At 68.2% G+C, this 16,357-nt stretch carries 15 protein-coding genes; 7 read left to right on the top strand and 8 right to left on the bottom strand.

Annotation, left to right across the window (positions count from 1 at the left end; all coding sequences use genetic code 11):
* Positions 1–9: 9 nt before the first annotated feature.
* Entirely contained in the window at positions 10–297 is a 288-nt protein-coding gene (locus ACWDOP_RS24815; RefSeq protein WP_456346977.1) for a DUF1905 domain-containing protein, read from the bottom strand.
* A 21-nt stretch (positions 298–318) separates the two neighbouring features.
* Positions 319–702 (bottom strand): DUF1761 family protein, encoded by a 384-nt coding sequence (locus ACWDOP_RS24810; RefSeq protein WP_456346976.1) that lies wholly within the window; start codon positions 700–702, stop codon positions 319–321.
* Positions 703–777: 75 nt separating this feature from the next.
* On the opposite strand from ACWDOP_RS24810, the gene ACWDOP_RS24805 reads away from it, so the two are divergent.
* From ACWDOP_RS24805 to ACWDOP_RS24795, 3 genes are all read left to right on the top strand, one after another.
* On the top strand, positions 778–1,410 hold the full coding sequence (locus ACWDOP_RS24805; protein ID WP_456346975.1) for a TetR/AcrR family transcriptional regulator: 633 nt from the start codon (positions 778–780) through the stop codon (positions 1,408–1,410).
* Positions 1,411–1,620: 210 nt separating this feature from the next.
* Positions 1,621–2,586 carry a DUF2804 domain-containing protein gene (locus tag ACWDOP_RS24800; RefSeq protein ID WP_456346974.1) on the top strand — a complete coding sequence of 322 codons (966 nt, stop codon included), beginning with the start codon at positions 1,621–1,623 and terminating at the stop codon, positions 2,584–2,586.
* Between the two features lie 233 nt (positions 2,587–2,819).
* Entirely contained in the window at positions 2,820–3,512 is a 693-nt protein-coding gene (locus ACWDOP_RS24795) for a pyridoxine/pyridoxamine 5'-phosphate oxidase (RefSeq protein WP_456346998.1), read from the top strand.
* Between the two features lies 1 nt (position 3,513).
* On the opposite strand, the gene ACWDOP_RS24790 is transcribed toward ACWDOP_RS24795, so the two are convergent.
* On the bottom strand, positions 3,514–3,867 hold the full coding sequence (locus ACWDOP_RS24790; protein ID WP_456346973.1) for a gamma-glutamylcyclotransferase family protein: 354 nt from the start codon (positions 3,865–3,867) through the stop codon (positions 3,514–3,516).
* Positions 3,868–4,292: 425 nt separating this feature from the next.
* Here ACWDOP_RS24790 and ACWDOP_RS24785 point away from each other — a divergent pair, with 425 nt between their 5' ends.
* Both ACWDOP_RS24785 and ACWDOP_RS24780 read left to right on the top strand, forming a co-directional pair.
* Positions 4,293–5,762 (top strand): FAD-dependent oxidoreductase, encoded by a 1,470-nt coding sequence (locus tag ACWDOP_RS24785; protein ID WP_456346972.1) that lies wholly within the window; start codon positions 4,293–4,295, stop codon positions 5,760–5,762.
* 319 nt (positions 5,763–6,081) lie between these two features.
* The gene (locus ACWDOP_RS24780; protein ID WP_456346971.1) at positions 6,082–7,191 is read left to right on the top strand and encodes a metallophosphoesterase; all 1,110 of its coding nucleotides are present in this window, start codon (positions 6,082–6,084) and stop codon (positions 7,189–7,191) included.
* Between the two features lie 21 nt (positions 7,192–7,212).
* Here the strand turns inward: ACWDOP_RS24780 and ACWDOP_RS24775 are convergent, their stop codons facing one another.
* Positions 7,213–8,154, bottom strand: coding sequence for a YihY/virulence factor BrkB family protein (locus ACWDOP_RS24775; protein WP_456346970.1), 942 nt, complete (start codon positions 8,152–8,154; stop codon positions 7,213–7,215).
* Between the two features lie 513 nt (positions 8,155–8,667).
* Between ACWDOP_RS24775 and ACWDOP_RS24770 the strand changes: the two genes are divergently transcribed.
* Positions 8,668–10,239, top strand: a complete 1,572-nt coding sequence (locus ACWDOP_RS24770; RefSeq protein ID WP_456346969.1) for a sensor histidine kinase — start codon at positions 8,668–8,670, stop codon at positions 10,237–10,239.
* An 8-nt stretch (positions 10,240–10,247) separates the two neighbouring features.
* On the opposite strand, the gene ACWDOP_RS24765 is transcribed toward ACWDOP_RS24770, so the two are convergent.
* On the bottom strand, positions 10,248–11,348 hold the full coding sequence (locus ACWDOP_RS24765) for a carboxylate-amine ligase (protein ID WP_456346997.1): 1,101 nt from the start codon (positions 11,346–11,348) through the stop codon (positions 10,248–10,250).
* A gap of 5 nt (positions 11,349–11,353) precedes the next feature.
* Positions 11,354–11,989, bottom strand: a complete 636-nt coding sequence (locus tag ACWDOP_RS24760) for a UdgX family uracil-DNA binding protein (protein WP_456346968.1) — start codon at positions 11,987–11,989, stop codon at positions 11,354–11,356.
* A gap of 267 nt (positions 11,990–12,256) precedes the next feature.
* Here ACWDOP_RS24760 and ACWDOP_RS24755 point away from each other — a divergent pair, with 267 nt between their 5' ends.
* Positions 12,257–14,278, top strand: coding sequence for a molybdopterin oxidoreductase family protein (locus ACWDOP_RS24755; protein ID WP_456346967.1), 2,022 nt, complete (start codon positions 12,257–12,259; stop codon positions 14,276–14,278).
* 51 nt (positions 14,279–14,329) lie between these two features.
* Here the strand turns inward: ACWDOP_RS24755 and ACWDOP_RS24750 are convergent, their stop codons facing one another.
* Together ACWDOP_RS24750 and ACWDOP_RS24745 are read right to left on the bottom strand one after the other, a co-directional pair.
* Positions 14,330–15,226 carry an MEDS domain-containing protein gene (locus ACWDOP_RS24750; RefSeq protein WP_456346966.1) on the bottom strand — a complete coding sequence of 299 codons (897 nt, stop codon included), beginning with the start codon at positions 15,224–15,226 and terminating at the stop codon, positions 14,330–14,332.
* A gap of 3 nt (positions 15,227–15,229) precedes the next feature.
* Positions 15,230–16,213 carry an MEDS domain-containing protein gene (locus ACWDOP_RS24745; RefSeq protein WP_456346965.1) on the bottom strand — a complete coding sequence of 328 codons (984 nt, stop codon included), beginning with the start codon at positions 16,211–16,213 and terminating at the stop codon, positions 15,230–15,232.
* Positions 16,214–16,357: the final 144 nt, after the last annotated feature.

Genomic DNA, 16,357 nt, shown 5'->3' with positions numbered 1-16,357 from the left:
ACTTGCTACTCAGGACAATCGCTCGGTCAGCCGCACGGTGACCTCATCCCCGTCACCCTTCCCGATCTGCTGTCGAATAGCGGCGGCGACAGGAAGTTTGTGGGTGCCGTCGCCGAGCGCCATGAACGAGGAGGTGAATGCGACACCGTCCACCGTCCCTTTCACTTTGACCAACCCTCGGGTCCCGAATATGCGGGCCGAGTCGGGGAGTTGCACACACGTCCACGTGTCGCCCGCTCGAACCTTTCCGAGGACGGCGTTGAAGGTGATGTCGAGTGGTCCGGGTGCGGTGGTCATGATGCTCCTGTCGAGTTCGGCTCAGATGAACAGTCCGAGTACCGCGCCGCTGATGACGAGCTTGAGGATCCAGTCGGACATGTGAACGAGCGCGGTCGGGATGGGAACGTTCTCGTGGACGACGGCGCCGCTGAGGATGGTCACCGGCAGGACCGCGACCAGGGCGCCCAGCGCGGCCCCGGACCCGACGCCGTGCCGGTCACCGGCGATGAGCAACGCCGCGAGTACCGCGGCCGCGGCGAGCCCGCGCAGCAGGCCGAACGCGATCTGCGCCGGCATCGCGATTCCGGGCCGTGGAGTGCTCGTTCGCGAGATCAGCGCGGCCACGGGTGGTGCCGCGTACAGCATCGCGCTGACCAGGAACGAGACGATCGCTGCGGTTACCACGCCGGCTACGACGTTCATGGCGGCACTCCTTAGTACTGGATAGTACTAAAATAGAATTCCTTCTGAGTACTGTCAAGTACTAAAATGCCCGTCATGAGCAGTGCACGCCGTGGCCGGCCGTCCGGAAAATCCGGCACCGAACTATTGGCCGTGGCCCGTGAGGTGTTCCTGGAATTCGGGTTCGCGGGCGCGTCGATGGACGAGATCGCTTCCCGTGCAGGTATTTCCAAGGCATCGCTCTACCGCGAGCACCCGTCCAAGGCCGGGCTGTTCGCCGCGGTCGTCCAGGACTGGGCGGCCGCCGGCCGTCACGCGATGCGACCCGCGCTGACCGCGCTGGAGTCCGCCGAGGACATCCGCGCGGGCCTGCTCGCCTGGGCGCGAACGCTGCTGGCGGGCGTGCTCTCGCCGGTGGTGGTCGAAATGCGCCGCCTGGTCACCGCAGAGGCCGCCCGCAGACCCGAGATCGGGCAGACCTATCTGCACGAGAGCTGGGGCAGGAACCTCACCGACCTCGCGGCGACGCTACGTGCACTGAACGCGCGCGGAAAGCTGCGGATCTCCGACCCCGGGACGGCAGCGGAACAGCTCACCTGGCTGGTCGTGGGAGCGCCCTTGAACGCCCGGATCCTCGATGCCGATGCCCCGCCCGCCGACACGGCCGACGCCGCGATCGATCTCTTTCTGGCCGCCTACGGTCCGGTTGAGCCACGCCGGAGCTCGTGAAGTCCTGTCGGCACAACGTCTTCCGGCCGACCGGAGTCAAGCCCCCGAACCCGACTCGATTCCGTGAGAGCGCGTGCCGTCGGTGACGAAGGGCGAGCGCTCGAGCCAGGCGCAGCGCCGCGTACTGTGCGACACGGGCGCGGTCTTCGAACACGCGGACGTGTCCACACATCGTGCGCGTGACAGCGCCGTGAGCGGTCGGAGGCCCAGTTGGAGCGTGAGATCACCGCGCCGGTCGACCTCTGTCGACTCGACGGCGGCCTGAACCCGGCGGCAGTCGGGTGGACGCGGCAGCCGTTGCACCGGGCCAACCTGCGGGGCTGGGGGCGGTGCAAACGGTGGGAGTACTGGGGGATCGTCACGCCGAGCCACATCATCGGCATTGTCGTGTCCTCGCTGGATTACGCGGGGGTGCACGGGATTTACGTGCTGGACCGGGAGACCGGCGAGGAGACCGTGCGGGACGCGGTGGTGCCGCTGGCCCGGGGCACGGTGCTGGCCGAACGCAGTGGCGTGGGGGTGACGTCCGCGCGCGGTGGCGGGGTCGAGATCGAACTGCGGGAGGACGAGGCGGGCAGCGCCATCGAAGCGAGGGCCCGCGGCGTGCGGGTCTCGGTGTGGGTGCCGCGGCCGGCCGGTCACGAGTCGCTGGGTGTGGTGGTGCCGTGGAGCGAGCGGCGTTTCCAGTACACCGTCAAGGATGTCGGGCGGCCCGCGTCCGGGTCGCTGACCCTCGGGTCGGAGGTGTATCCGATCGAGGAGGCTTTCGCGGTGCTCGACCACGGCCGCGGGAAGTGGCCGTACTCGATGACGTGGAACTGGGCGGCGGGCTGGCGGCCCGGATTGGGAATCCAGTTCGGCGGCAAGTGGACCGGGGGGACGGGCAGCACCGAGAACGCGATCATGGTCGACGGTCGCGTCCAGAAGATCGGTGAGGAGCTGCGCTGGGAGTACGACACCTCGAACTGGCTGGCGCCGTGGTCGATCACGGGGGAGCGGGTCGAGGTGGAGTTCCGGCCGTTCCACGAGCGGGTCGCGACGTCGAACCTGATCGTTGTCGCGGGCGAGACGCACCAGTGCTTCGGCCATTTCGCCGGCCGGGTGCGCGCGGACGCCGGGTGGCTGGATCTATCCGATGTCGTCGGCTGGGCGGAGGAAGCGCGCAACCGCTGGTGATCGGGTGCTGCTGGATCGGTACCGATGCATCAGTCACGATTATCGTTGCGCACCAGCATCATTGCGTGCTGCGGTCTTCGCGCTACCTATCGAACTCCGAACGCCTGGAGGTGCGGTGGCGTCTGCCTCCGGCCGCAGACTGCCGAGCCTGGGGTGCGGTTCGCCGTGACAGCGAGCATGATCGTCGTGGGGACGGCTCGACGGTCGAATCCGGCCCCGGGGGAGATGTCTATATGGTCGTGAGGAATTCTCGGACAGCGGCTCTGGGAACGCCGGTCGGAGTGCGACAGCTGTTGCGCGAGCTTCCGGTACTCAAAGGCGAAGCGCCACCGTTCGATACGTCCGCCGCTCCCGCCGACCCGGCGGAGCTGTTCGTCGAATGGCTCAGGACCGCAATTGAATCCGGTGTAGCCGAGCCGCACGCGATGACCCTGTCCACGGTGACCGAGCAGGGTTCACCCTCGGCCCGTGTGCTGATCCTGAAGGATCTCGACGGCGCGGGCTGGCATTTCGCGGTGCATGGCGAGAGCCGCAAGGGCCGCGAACTCGCCGCGAGTCCGGTGGCGTCCCTGACCTTCTACTGGCCACAGCTGGTGCGGCAGGTCCGGGTGTCGGGGCCGGTGGTGGCCGACGGCAGGGATGTCGCGGAGGCGGATTTCCGGGCGCGGCCGATCGGCTCCCGGGCGATGGCGCTGACCGGACGGCAGAGCGGGCCGATGACCGATCCGAGTGAACTGGACAACGCACTCGCCGTCGCCGCGCTAGCTCTCGCGGGTTCGCCCGGTCATGTTCCCGCGCAGTGGATCTCGTACGCGTTGCAGGCGACCGAGGTGGAGTTCTGGCAGGGTGATCCCGCGCGCCGTCACCATCGCCTGTCCTATCGCCTCGTGGATGGCGTGTGGTCGCGAGAGCGGCTGTGGCCCTGAGTTACAGCCCGCCGGCGGCGGTGGCGAGGATGTACACCCACGCCTTGCGGCCGGACCGCAGCGGCAGCAGCACCCGCGTATAGTCCGCGACCTCGTAGGCATCGGCGGCCGCGAGGTCCGCTTCCGACACCGCGAACACGGTTCCCGCGACCCCGGGAGAGTCGGGTGCGGGCAACAGGATCGGATGCACGTCGCTGCCGCTGGTGGCGATGACCGCGGGGTCGGTGATGACGAGTTCGCCGAGCTCGTACCCGACGATCTCGTCGGACTGCCCGTCGAGTTCGCGCCCGAAGATCGTGCGCTGGACCTCGGGCAGCCGCAGGGTTCCGTAGGAGAACAGGAAGATGTCGGTCATGGCTGCCACTCATACACCGCCGACGCGACCGGGCCGATCGAGGGGTCAGCGAGCGGGAAAACGGTCCGACACTATCGCCACCGTCGTCATGACACCGCGGTCGTGACCATCGCGATCAGAACGGCGACCAGGAGGGCCGGGTAGCCGATCTCGTGCAAACGATCTGGGATCTCGAGCGGCGAGCGCTCGACCACCACATGTGTCGGCAGCGCGCCGAGCCAGGAGTGCCTCGGCTTGCGTGCCTGTAGGTCTATATGCGCATCTAGGCATCGAATCCGGGTGGGTTCAAACCCGCCCACTGCGGAGCACGAACACCGCCGTCCGCTCAGTACGCCGCACGATCCCGCCAGCCATTGAACAGGCGATTTGCACCGTTGACAGCCCCGCTACCCGATGGTCTCATTAGTGATAGCAGGGAGTTTGCCATGAGATCTTCCGACGTGAATCCGATCCCCACGCACTCCTGCGACGTGTGCGTCGTCGGCGCCGGGATCGCGGGACTCAACGCACTGTTCGTCGCGAGCCGATATTTGAGCCGCGACCAGAAAATCATCCTGGTCGACCGGCATCCGCGAGCCGGTGGGATGTGGGTCGACGCCTACCCGTACGTCCGGCTGCATCAGCCGCATCCGCTGTTCACCGCAGGGGATATCAAGTGGACTCTCCACGAGGATCGGTCCTACCTGGCCAGCAGGAGCGAGGTTCTGGACCATCTCGCGTACTGCGTCGATGTCATCAGGCAGCGGGTGCGCGTCGAGGAGTTCTTCGGGTGTGACTACCTGTCGCACGAGGAGACCGGGGACGGCGTGCGGGTCAGCTGCACCGGGCCCGACGGGCTGCCGCTGGAGATCAGGGCCACCAAGCTGATCAAGGCCTTCGGGGTGAATGTCGCGCCGATGGACCCGTTGACCGTGTCGAGCGAAAAGGTGCGGTCGGTGTCGCCCAACTATTGCGACGTGCGCGCCGGCGAGATCGCGGACAGCGATACGCCCGTCTGGATCATCGGTGGCGGCAAGACCGCCATGGACACGGCGGCCGCGCTGATCGCGGCCTGTCCCACCCGGGACGTCAACCTGATCGCCGGGCCCGGGACAGCGTTCGTGAATCGAGATCGCGTCGTGCCGCCGGGCGCACGCCGATGGTGGGGCGGGGTCATGCCGAACCGCGTATTCATGGACATCGCAAGGCAATTCGACGGCACCAACGAAGCCGAGGTTCAAGACTGGCTCCTGGCTCACGTCGGGCTGTCGGTGACCCCGCAGGCGGACAACTTCTTCGCCGGAATGCTGTCGGAAGCGGAACAGCGGGCTATCCGCGCGGGGCTGCACACGGTGGTCATGGGGCACCTGCGGGACGCGGTCGACAGTGCGAACGGCGTCGAGCTCGAGTTCCGCAACGGCGACACCGTCACGACTCCGCCGGGTAGCTGGATCGTGAACTGCACCGGTTATCTACTGCACACCGATACCCCTTACGAACCGTACGTGTCGCCGAGCGGATCCGTGCTCTCGATTCAAACGCGTTCGGCGACTTTCGGATTCCTCTCCTTCGGCGGATACTTCTTGACCCACTTGATGTTCCGGGACAAGCTCCGCGAAGTGCCGCTGTACGCGGTCGACGCGGACGAGATGCGGGCCAGGACCCGCACCGCGGCGCCGCTCGCGTACGCCGCCCTGGCGCTGCACCTGCACAATCTGAGCCTGATCTACGACGCGCTCGGTGCGTCCGTGTTCCTGCGGTGCGGGCTCGATTTCGACCGGTGGTACCCGATGCACCGGCGCATGGCCGACACGGCGCACTTCGTACGGACGCATCGGCGCGACCGCGAACACAACCGGCGGACTCTCGAAACGATGGGCGAGCGCTTCGGCGTGCCCTGCGGGCCGGTCGTCTGACCCGGCCGGTCGACGGACGTTCGAGTGCGCGACTCCGCCAAGGCTGTTCGACGAGAACTCAGAGCTGCGTTTTCCCGGACCCGCTGAGTATGAACAACGGCATCAGCAAAGCCCCGAGAGCACTGTTCCCCGTGCACTGGGCCGAGGCGGTGAATTGAAATGTCAACGCTTCAACTTGCGATCCGGATCTGTTCATTCGCGGATCACGCGGAGATCATCTCGATACTATGGGCTCGTTTTCGGCGCTGGACGCACGACCAGTCCGGCTGTCGAACCGCTCCATCAGCAGGAACTCCAACGTCGCAAGGGTCTGCCAGATATGCAGCAAGCACACAACTCCACCGCCCTCGGTCCGAACATGGGTCGCCGCGAACTGCTGGCCGGTGCGGCCGGGGTCGCCGGGCTGGTGGCGGGAGCGTCACTACTGGGTCTGAGTCCCGCGCAGGCGGTGCCGGTCGCGGCCGGTGTCACCAAGTTTCCGCTACCGGGGCCGGGCAGTGCCCGGATTCTGGTCACCGGGGACGCGGGCACCGGGTCCTCCACCCAGCTCGCGGTCGCCAACGCCGCTCGCGAATTCCATGCGCGCGAACCATTTTCGATGGCGGTCGGACTCGGCGACAACATCTACGACAGCGGGCCCAACGACGATCAGGACGTTCAGTTCGCGACGAAGTTCGAAAACCCCAACGCGGGACTGGATTTCCCGTGGGCCATGGCGCTCGGTAACCACGACACCAGTTCGGTGTTCCCCGGCGACGGGAGTTGGCTGGCGCGCGGCAACTTCGAGGTCGCCTACCACGCGTTCTCGCCGCGCTGGTGGATGCCGAGCCGCTATTACACGCTGCGCATAGATCCCGTCGTGGAGTTCTTCGTCCTGGACCTCACCCCGCTCGCGGCCATCATTCCGCCGGTGCTGGACCCGCAGTTCAACGTCGACGGCCCGTACATGAACGCCCAGCGCGCCTGGCTCGACGGGGCGCTGGCCGCGTCGACCGCCAAGTGGAAGATCGTCTGCACCCACCACCCCTACCTCAGCAATGGCGGGCACGGGAACGCGGGCAGCTACGACGGCTTGCCCGCGCCGTTCTCCGGCGCCGCGGTCAAGACGTTCTTCGAGCAGCACGTCGTCGGCAAGGTCAACTTCATCCTGTCCGGCCACGACCATTCGCTCCAGGTGCTCGAGCCGACCACCGCTACCAAGGGCACCCGCCAGATCGTCTCGGGCGCGGCCGCGAAGACCTCGGGTGCGGGCGGCAGCGGCAGCAGCGGCAGCGGCGCGCGCAATCGCACCAAGGCGCTGTACGAGAGCCAGGACAAACTCGGGTTCATGGTGCTGGACCTCACCCCGAGCGCCGCGAATCTTCGTGTGGTGACGGTGGATCCGGCTACCGGCCGCGGCACGCAGGTGTTCGAACAGCAGCTCGGCTGAGCCGTTGTCCCGCAACGGCTCTCACGCCGAAGCCGTTGCGGGTTGCGCGGGAACCGTCGAGTGTTCCGCCGGGTCCGGCTGCGCCGAACCGGCGAGCAGGCGTTGCCGGGCGATCTGCGCGTCGAGGGTCGCGCCGAGCAGAATCGCGAAGTTCACCAACCACATCCAGACGAGCACGACCACCGCGGCGGCCAGGGTGCCGTACAGGCGGTTGAACGACCCGACGTGCGCGACATACTGCGACAGGCCCGTCGACCCGATGATCCCGACGCCGACCGCGAACAGACTGCCCGCGGTCACCGCGCGGAAGCGCTGCCCGGTCACGTTGGGCGCCAGCCAATACAGGATCGCCAGCACCACGCTCATCGCGGCGGCCAGCGCGGGCCATCGGCACCACCGCCAGATCTCCCCGACGGTGATGCCGGTCGCGCCGAACTCACCCCACCGCGTGATGAACCCGTTGGTCAGGGCGAAACCGATGACGGCCGCGACGATCGCACCGACCACGACACCGGTCAGCACCAGCCGCAGGGTGAGTGTCGATCGCGCCGAGCGGCTCTCGCGCACCCCGTAGAGATCGTTCGTCGCGCGGATGAACGCCCCGAGGTAGCTCGACACGGTCCAGATCGCCGATGCGACACCCACGATGATCGCGGGCAGCGACCACGCCTGTGCGGCCTGCAGCTTCTCCAGCGACTCCGTCAGGGCCGTCTGGGCCTCGTCGGGCCCGAGGTGTCCGGGCACCGACGCCAGGTTCCCGGACGCGGTTCCGAGCATCCCCAGGATGACCACCGCGATCAGGACCGCGGGGAACAACGCGAGCATGCTGTAGAAGGTCAGGCTCGCCGCCCAGTCCGACAGGCGGTCGGACCACGCAGCTCGCAGGGTGTACACCGCCAGCCGGAACCGTGTGCCGCGAAGTAGCCGGAACCACAGCCGTTGTCGTCGATCGTCGACAATCATTGTTCACATTTACCCCGGACGAGGGTCGCAAAACGTCTTCGCCGCGTGCTGCGGCGCAAGGCACATTCGGGCCGCGCTTCGCCCGCGCGAACTCTGTGTCGCTGTCCACGGACGATCCGATGATCGAATCGCGGTCGCGGGCAATGCGGTGTCGCGGAGTGATTGCTGGATGGTGTGGAATGTCGGCGGGCTACACCGGCGCGCACCTCCGGAATTCCCGGTCGCCGACACCGGTGCATCCCTGTCACTCGAGAACCGTCCCGAAATCCGCTGTGTCCGTGCTCTACGAACCCGGCTACACGGTCGCCGTCGTGAGGGGGCGTGGCCGCTCGCGGGAACCGGTCGTGCGCCGCATGCGGGTAGGGTCCCCACAGCGTCGGCCGCCCGGGCGGCGCCCCAGGGATTGGCGGATGAGGGCGGCGTGCTGTACCTCTTGCCTGACCAGCCTCGGCACGAGAAGAGCAGCCAATGAGCACACCCGCGACACCCGCGAACCGAATTCGGCGTTGGAGGGTGCAGTCGTGGTTCGGGCTGGTGCTGCTGGCGATGGTGTTGGTCGTGGGCACCGGCGCGGCGTTGTCGGCTGTCGCCACCTCGCACACCGCGCGGGTATCGGACCGGCTCAACAAGCAGATCCAGCCGGCGGTCACCGAGGCCTATCGACTCCAGGGCGCGCTGGTGAATCAGCAGACCGGGGTCCGCGGCTACATTCTGGGCGCGGACCCGACCTTCCTCGAGCCCTTCACCCTCGGCACCCAGGAGCAGACGCGGGCGACCGAGCGACTGCGAAACCTGTTGCGGGACAAACCGGATCTGCTCGCCGACCTCGACGCCGTGGAACGATCCGCGACCACCTGGCGGCGTGACTACGCCGAACCCCGTGTCGCCGCGGTGACACCCGGGACGCCGCGGCCGGTCAACATCGCGATCATCAACCAGGGCCAAGCGGCGTTCGACAAACTGCGCGCCGACTTCGCCACCCAGAACACCCATCTCGCCGCCACCGCGCAGGCCGATCGCGCCGAGCTGTTGCACAAGCGCGGCCAGCGCGACGCCGCGCTCGCCGGGATGCTCGTCGCCTTCCTGATCACCGCGGTGATGCTGACGATCCTGGTGCGGAGGCTGGTGGTGCGCCCGCTGACCGCGCTGGAAAAGGCGTCGCGCCGGGTCGCCGACGGCGACTTCGGTCATCGGATCTCCGTGCAGGGGCCCGCGGAGGTGTCGAACGTGGCCGGGGCGGTGGAATCCATGCGCGAGCGCATCGTCACCGAGCTCGAATCCGCGCGGGTGAAGGAACTCGTGCTGGCGGGCCAGGCCGCCGACCTGGACGCGCAGGCGGCGGAGTTGCGGCGCTCCAACGTCGAACTCGAGCAGTTCGCGTACGTCGCCTCCCACGACCTACAGGAGCCGCTGCGCAAGGTCGCCTCGTTCTGCCAGCTGCTGGAGAAGCGGTACGGCGACCAGCTCGATGATCGGGCCAGGCAGTACATCGGTTTCGCGGTCGACGGCGCGAAGCGGATGCAGGTGCTGATCAACGATCTGCTCACCTTCTCCCGCGTCGGACGCGTGAACGAGCACATGGTGCCGACCGAGCTGGACCGCGCCCTGGACAAGGCCCTCGCGAACGTCTCGACCGCCGCCGACGAGGCCGGGGTACACCTGCACCGTCCCGAGCGGCTGCCCGAACTGGTCGGCGACCCGACCCTGCTGATCATGCTGTGGCAGAACCTGCTCACGAACGCCATCAAGTTCCGCCGGCCCGACCGGGAACCCACGATAACGATCGAGTGCGAACCCGAAACGGAAGACGCCCCCGGCTGGCGGGTGCGCTTCTCCGACAACGGAATCGGCATCGCCCCCGAGTTCGCGGACAAGGTGTTCGTGATCTTCCAGCGGCTGCACAGCCGGGAGGAGTACTCCGGCACCGGCATCGGGTTGTCGCTGTGCCGCAAGATCGTGGAGTTCCACGGCGGGAAGATGTGGATCGATACCGACTACACCGACGGCACGCGGTTCGTGTTCACCCTCGCCGCGCCGGATCGGCCGCAGCCGGTCGGTGCGGCGGATGGCGAAGCTCGATCCTGAGGCACCTGCTATCGCGGGCACCCCTCGAGGGTGATGTGCTCGAGCTCGGTGGTGAGCCGGGAGATGTCGCCGTTGTCGCCGAACACCGCCCGCTGCCGTCGTGCACCGTTTCCGGTGCGCAGGACCGTGTGCAAGGCCTCGTGGACGAATGCCTGTGCGCCAAGGACTTCCAGGGCGGGGCTCACGTGTTCGATCAGGCCGGACACGAGCGAGCGAGCGGAGGTGACATGTCGGGTGCGGGGGTCGAGTCCCACGCCGTCGAGGCCGTAGCGCGCGGCGTTCCAATACGCGGCACGGAGCACCTCGGCGGACACCTCCGGCACCCCGCGGCCCGCATCCAGATCGGCGAGGGCGGTCATGACCGACGCTCGAATCAGGGTGGCCAGCAGCGTCGATTCGGTGACGGTGGCGGGGACGTCGCTGATCCGTACCTCGATCGTGGGGTAGGTCTCGGACGGGCGAATATCCCAATACACCATCTTCCTGTCGAGAATGCTGCCGCTGGTGACCATCAGATCCACCATGGCGTCGTAGTCGGCGACCGATTCGAAATACGGTGGGGGACCCGCGCTGGGCCAGCGATGCCACAGGACGCTGCGCCAGCTCGCGTACCCCGTGTCGGCGCCGCGATAGATCGAGGAGTTGGCGGTCAAGGCCAGGAACACCGGCAGCCACGGGCGCAGCTGGTTGCTGACCCGCAGCGCGGTCTCGCGGTCCGGCACGCCCGCGTGGACGTGGCAGCCGCACAGTCCCTGCTCGCGGGCGAGCATTCCGAACCGGTCGGCGATGCGCTGATATCGCGGGGTGTCGGTGACGGGAAACCGGTCCGGGATGCTCGGTGGCACCGCCACGGCGAGCAACCGCGCGTCGTTCTGCTTCGCGCATTCGGCGACCGCGCGACGCAGCGAACCCAGTTCCGCGAGCAGTTCGGACGTGCTCGTGTGGATGCCGGTGCTGATTTCCACTTGGCAACTGGTCAATTCGAGCTGCAACTCGACCCCGGATTCCTTCGCGGTGCGGGCGACGTCGGTGTTCTTGGCGACCGGCGCGCCCGTGGCCGGGTCGGTCAGCAGGAACTCCTCTTCGACGCCGACGGTCACCGTTTCCATGGTCGTCATCGGGACGCCTCCCCTCGGAGTTCGCCGATCGCGGTCGCGACCCGTTTCAGGTCCGTCACGAAATCCTCGAAGGCCGCGGCGCGGTCGGTGGCGCGCAGGACGGCGGAGGGATGGACCGTGGCGATCACCGAGAACCCGTCGTGGTCCAGGAGCCGGCCGCGGACGACGGTCACCTTGAACGAGGGCCCGAGGACGGCGTGCGCGGCCACCGCTCCCAGGCACACCACCAGTGTCGGGCGAACGGCCTCGAGTTCGGCGTCGAACCAGGCCGAGCACGCCACGATTTCGGTCCGGCCGGGCTGCTGATGAATACGCCGCTTCCCGCGTTCGACGAATTTGAAGTGTTTGACCACGTTCGTCAGGTAGAGCCGGTCGCGGTCTATCCCGGCCTCGGCCAATGCCCGGTCCAGCAGCCGTCCGGCGGGCCCGACGAACGGATGCCCCGCCACGTCTTCCTGATCGCCGGGCTGCTCGCCGACCATGACGACCTCGGCCGAGGACGGGCCCTCGCCGAAGACGGTCTGCGTCGCGGGCCCGTAGAGATCGCAGCCCCGGCAGCGGCGGGCCGCCGTGCGCAAGGCCGCCACGTCGGCATCGGCCGGGACGAACGGGGCTGCACCCGGTGCCTTCATCGCGATCTCCTTACGACTCGTTGTCGTGGTGAGTACCGGTGAACTACCCGCTATCCGCTCGGGTCAAGCGCTCGGCTCCCGCGGCGATTCGTCCCCGCGTCCCGGGCAGCCCGCGGTGCGGGCTGCGGCGCCGGGCCCCGATATGGACCGACCTGCGCGCGGTGGTTCGACTTCGACGCCGGGGGTAGAGCCCCTGCGTGAACCGGTGCCTCGACGCCGGCGCGGCACGGTCTCGCAGCAGTCGTTCCTCCGCTGGACGGAGCAGTCATGAAACAGCGCAAATCGGGACGGGTCGAAGCGGACGGCGCGAAGGTCCTCGCCGGGCGTCTGGGGCAACCGTGGGGCGACCGAACGCCCTATGCCCGCGGAGCCCAGTGGCCCGTGCGGGTCGACCTGCAACTCGCCGACGGTGTCGGTGTCGAGGACGTGGAGCGCTGGGTCCCGTCCGCGTCGGTGCTGCATTCCAACGGCGATGCCTTCGATATCGCCGTGCGCGGGGACCGCATCGTGGGAGTGCGCGGGCGCGGCCACGATCGTGTCAATCGCGGCCGGCTCGATCCGAAGGACCTGCTCGGGTGGCAGGCAACCGCGTCGCCGGACCGGCTCAGCACACCGCTGCTTCGCGCGGACGGCCGCCTGGTCCCCGTGGACTGGGACACCGCCATGGACCGAATCGTCAGCCGCACAAGGGAATTACTGAGCGGGCCCGGGCCGGACGCGATCGGCTTCTATACCAGCGGGCAGCTGTTCCTCGAGGAGTACTACACGCTCGCGACCATCGCCCGCGGCGGGATCGGCACCAATCATCTGGACGGAAACACCAGGCTGTGCACCGCCACCGCGGGTGAGAGCCTCGAGGAGTCGTTCGGCTGCGACGGCCAGCCCGTCTGCGGCATAGATGCCGAGACCTTGCGCCGGGCGGCTCACATGCTGGGCACCGCCGAGTATCTGGTCTCCACCGTGCTGCAGGGGTTCTACCAGTCGCACCAGGCCACGGCCGCGGCGGTGCAGGTCGACAACATTCACCTGCTGCGGGGAATGCTCGGCGCACCCGGTCGCGGGGTGCTGCAGATGAACGGCCAGCCGACCGCGCAGAACACCCGTGAGTGCGGCGCGAACGGGGATCTGCCCGGGTTCCGTAACTGGGCCAATCGGGCGCATATCGAGGAACTCGCGCGGTTGTGGAACGTCGATCCCGACACGCTCGACCACGACGGTCCGCCGACGGACGCGATGAAGATGATCCGGCTGGCCGAGACGGGGCAGCTGCGCATGCTCTGGGTGTCCGCCACCAATCCCGCTGTGTCGCTGCCGGACCTGGCGCGCATCCGCCGAATCCTGGGCGCTGACAGCCTGTTTCTCATCGTTCAGGACATCTTTCCCACGGAGACCACGGAACTGGCCGATGTCGTCCTACCAGCAGCGGCTTGGGGCGAGAAGACGGGGGCCTTCACCAATGCCGATCGCACGGTGCATCTGTCCGAGCGCGCGGTGTCGCCGCCGGGAGCGGCGCGCTCGGATCTCGCGATCTTCCTGGATTTCGCGCGCCGGCTGGATCTGCGCGACCGTGACGGTTCGCCGCTGCCGCCGTGGACCGATGAAGAGGGCGCCTTCGCGGCGTGGCAGCGATGCAGCGCCGGCCGCCCGTGCGACTACACCGGTTTGAGCTATGCCGCGCTGCGGCAGCAAGGAATCCAATGGCCCTGTGCGACAGGAAATTCCGTCGGTGTCGAGCGACTGTATCGAGACGGCCGCTTCTTCGCGGATCCGGACACCTGCGAGACCTTCGGCAAGGACCTGTGCACCGGCGACCCGATCGGCGAGGACGAATACCGCGCCTGGAATCCGGACGGCCGCGCCATGCTCAAACCGGCTCCCTATCTCGAGCCGGCCGAAGCGCCCTCGCCGCACTATCCGCTGGCACTGATCACCGGCCGCACCATCTATCACTTTCACACGCGAACCAAGACCGGGCGCGTACCGCGGCTGCGGGAAGCGGCGCCGGAGGTATGGGTCGAAATCTCCGAGGTCGATGCCGGCGCCTACCGGATCCGCGACGGGGACCGCGTGCGCGTCAAGACACGGCGCGGCAGCGTCGAGGCCCGAGCTCGGCTCACCGCCATCCGGCCGGGAGTCGTCTTCATCCCGTTCCACTACGGCTATTGGGACGCGGGGGATCGCGCGCATACCCGCGCGGCCAACGAACTCACTCCGACCGAGTGGGACCCGGTCTCCAAACAACCCCTGTTCAAGTCCGGTGCCGCTCGCCTGACGAAAATCACCGAATGAAGCGATGCGCGGCGGCGTAGAGGGTCTGGCGGTGACGCGGGGTCGTGCGCGTCAGCGGGCGGTATCCGGGGACACCAGCATCGCCGGATCGAGTTTCAATACTTCCCACACCCGCCGCACGACCGGTTGCGGGTTGATCATTCGCAACCGAGGGCGATTCGCTGTGCCGGGAGCGCCCCCAGCTTCGGCGAGTACGGTCGCGCCGCGCGCGCCCAGGAACGACAGCTCGCTCACATCGAGGTCCAGCCCGTCCGGCGCCAGCGCGTCGAGGACCTCCGCGAGCGTGTCGGTGTCGTAGGCGTCGATCTCGCCGTCCAGGATCCGCCGGCCCGCATCCCAGTACAGGCCGAACTGGGACACCGTGGTGGGTGGTCCGTATCGGAGCGGGTGCACGGCCATCACCGACTGGACGCCCCGGCCCAGGTCGCCGACGTCGTAGGCGCACATGGGTGCCAGGGGGTTGCCCGCGGCGATCCACGCGTCCGCGGCGTGCTCCCACCGGACGTGTCCGGCACGCCTGGCCGGGTCGGAGATCAGCGCGGTCACATCGGCGAAGACGCGGAGCCCGCGAAAGCCGTCGGTGACCGCCTGCGCGACCTGACCGGAGTACCGCGCCAGTTGGGCGCGGGCGTCGATCGGGCCGGAGAGCTCGTAGACGTCCGCGATACCGAGGTTGACGATGCTCGCGGCCAGGGCCGCGTCTCGGGCGGCGACGGTGGCGATCAGCCCTGCGGCCCGGTCGGTGTCCGCGGTGACGATGAGCAGCCGTTGCCCGGCTTCGGCGCCCGCGATCAGCCACTGCACGGCCGCGGTATCGCGCTCGGCTTTGGAGGAGTACGCCCAGCACAGATGGTCGGTGCAGCCAGGCGCCCGGGCGTCGAGCACGGTCCCCGCGGACCGCGGCGTGGGCCCGGGCCGTGGATGGGAGGTGAAGGGCTCCAGCTCCATTCGCTACTTCTCCCCGTTTGTGGCGGTGTCGGAGATTTCGCTCCACACGACTTTGCCGTTCGGTCCCGCGCGGGTGCCCCAGCGCCTGCTGAGCGCGTCGACGAGCACCATGCCGCGCCCGCCCGGTCGCGTGTGGTCGGCCGAGCCGAGCAGGGGCTGCTCGCGGCTCAGATCTTCGACGGTGATCGTGAACTCCGACCCGGACTGTGCGAGCGCCACCCGAAACGCGGTGCGCGCGTGCACAACCGCGTTCGCTGCGAGCTCGGACACCACCAGGGCGGCATCGTCCAGGATCTGCCCGTGCCTGCCCCGGGAGCGGAGCCGGTCGACTACGAATCGGCGCGCGGCCGTCACCGCGGTCGGAACCGGGAGGTAGATCTCGGTGTCCGCCTCGCTGCTCGCGCGGTGCCCACCGGCGCCGTTGCGCAGGTAGCCGCGTGGCGCAAGCACCTGCGAGTGATGTCCGCACACCTCCTGGACGTGTGTGAGTTCATCAGCGGCGGTGAGTATTTCGGCAGGATACGCGCAATACAGGGAGAAACTTCGGGTGTGGGCGAGCTCGTTCCACAGGACTTCGAGCGCGAGCGCTTCGGTGACCCGCCCCTCGGCCCACAGCGGGATCATCATCTCGCCGAAGGCCAGCACCGGCCGGCCGCTCTCGCGCAGCGCGCCGAACCGGGCATCGATCATGTCCTGGAACTTCTTCCGGTTCGGCGCTCCGGCCACCATCACGTGCCCCAGCGCCTCGGCGGCGTCCAGATACGCGTAGCGGTCGGCGGCCGCCGCTGCGGGCAGGTCGATGCCGTGTTCGTGCAGCCGGTGTGCCCAAGCGGCCCGATGCGGGCCGGTCGCGATGATCACGACCGCCGCGTCGTCGGCCAGTCCGTTGGCCAGGAAGGAGCCGACGTCGTCGATGAGGTCCTGCTCGGCATCGTAGACATTCACTACATGATTGCGGGGTCCGGCGGCACTCTCGACGAGCTGCATGGGGCGACAATACGTGGACGTTTGCCGAAAGCCCGGTATCTGCGATTCAGCGATCCGACTCGGGCCCCTGCCTCGCGGCCGGAAATCATGTTTGCCCGGAGTGATCCGGGTAATGACGTCACTGACCCGACAGCGAAGGAGCGA

Source organism: Nocardia sp. NPDC003693, assembly GCF_053981095.1.
Note: the sequence above shows the minus strand (reverse complement) of the source record. Positions and strands in the feature narration are given on the sequence as shown.

Excerpts from the sequence above, each read along its gene's own strand:
- ACWDOP_RS24810 (WP_456346976.1), bottom strand. The coding sequence starts at position 702 with ATGAACGTCGTAGCCGGCGTGGTAACCGCAGCGATCGTCTCGTTCCTG.
- ACWDOP_RS24750 (WP_456346966.1), bottom strand. The coding sequence starts at position 15,226 with ATGGAGCTGGAGCCCTTCACCTCCCATCCACGGCCCGGGCCCACGCCG.
- ACWDOP_RS24765 (WP_456346997.1), bottom strand. The coding sequence starts at position 11,348 with ATGGAAACGGTGACCGTCGGCGTCGAAGAGGAGTTCCTGCTGACCGAC.
- ACWDOP_RS24785 (WP_456346972.1), top strand. The coding sequence starts at position 4,293 with ATGAGATCTTCCGACGTGAATCCGATCCCCACGCACTCCTGCGACGTG.
- ACWDOP_RS24790 (WP_456346973.1), bottom strand. The coding sequence starts at position 3,867 with ATGACCGACATCTTCCTGTTCTCCTACGGAACCCTGCGGCTGCCCGAG.
- ACWDOP_RS24775 (WP_456346970.1), bottom strand. The coding sequence starts at position 8,154 with ATGATTGTCGACGATCGACGACAACGGCTGTGGTTCCGGCTACTTCGC.
- ACWDOP_RS24815 (WP_456346977.1), bottom strand. The coding sequence starts at position 297 with ATGACCACCGCACCCGGACCACTCGACATCACCTTCAACGCCGTCCTC.
- ACWDOP_RS24760 (WP_456346968.1), bottom strand. The coding sequence starts at position 11,989 with ATGAAGGCACCGGGTGCAGCCCCGTTCGTCCCGGCCGATGCCGACGTG.
- ACWDOP_RS24755 (WP_456346967.1), top strand. The coding sequence starts at position 12,257 with ATGAAACAGCGCAAATCGGGACGGGTCGAAGCGGACGGCGCGAAGGTC.
- ACWDOP_RS24780 (WP_456346971.1), top strand. The coding sequence starts at position 6,082 with ATGCAGCAAGCACACAACTCCACCGCCCTCGGTCCGAACATGGGTCGC.
- ACWDOP_RS24745 (WP_456346965.1), bottom strand. The coding sequence starts at position 16,213 with ATGCAGCTCGTCGAGAGTGCCGCCGGACCCCGCAATCATGTAGTGAAT.
- ACWDOP_RS24805 (WP_456346975.1), top strand. The coding sequence starts at position 778 with ATGAGCAGTGCACGCCGTGGCCGGCCGTCCGGAAAATCCGGCACCGAA.
- ACWDOP_RS24795 (WP_456346998.1), top strand. The coding sequence starts at position 2,820 with ATGGTCGTGAGGAATTCTCGGACAGCGGCTCTGGGAACGCCGGTCGGA.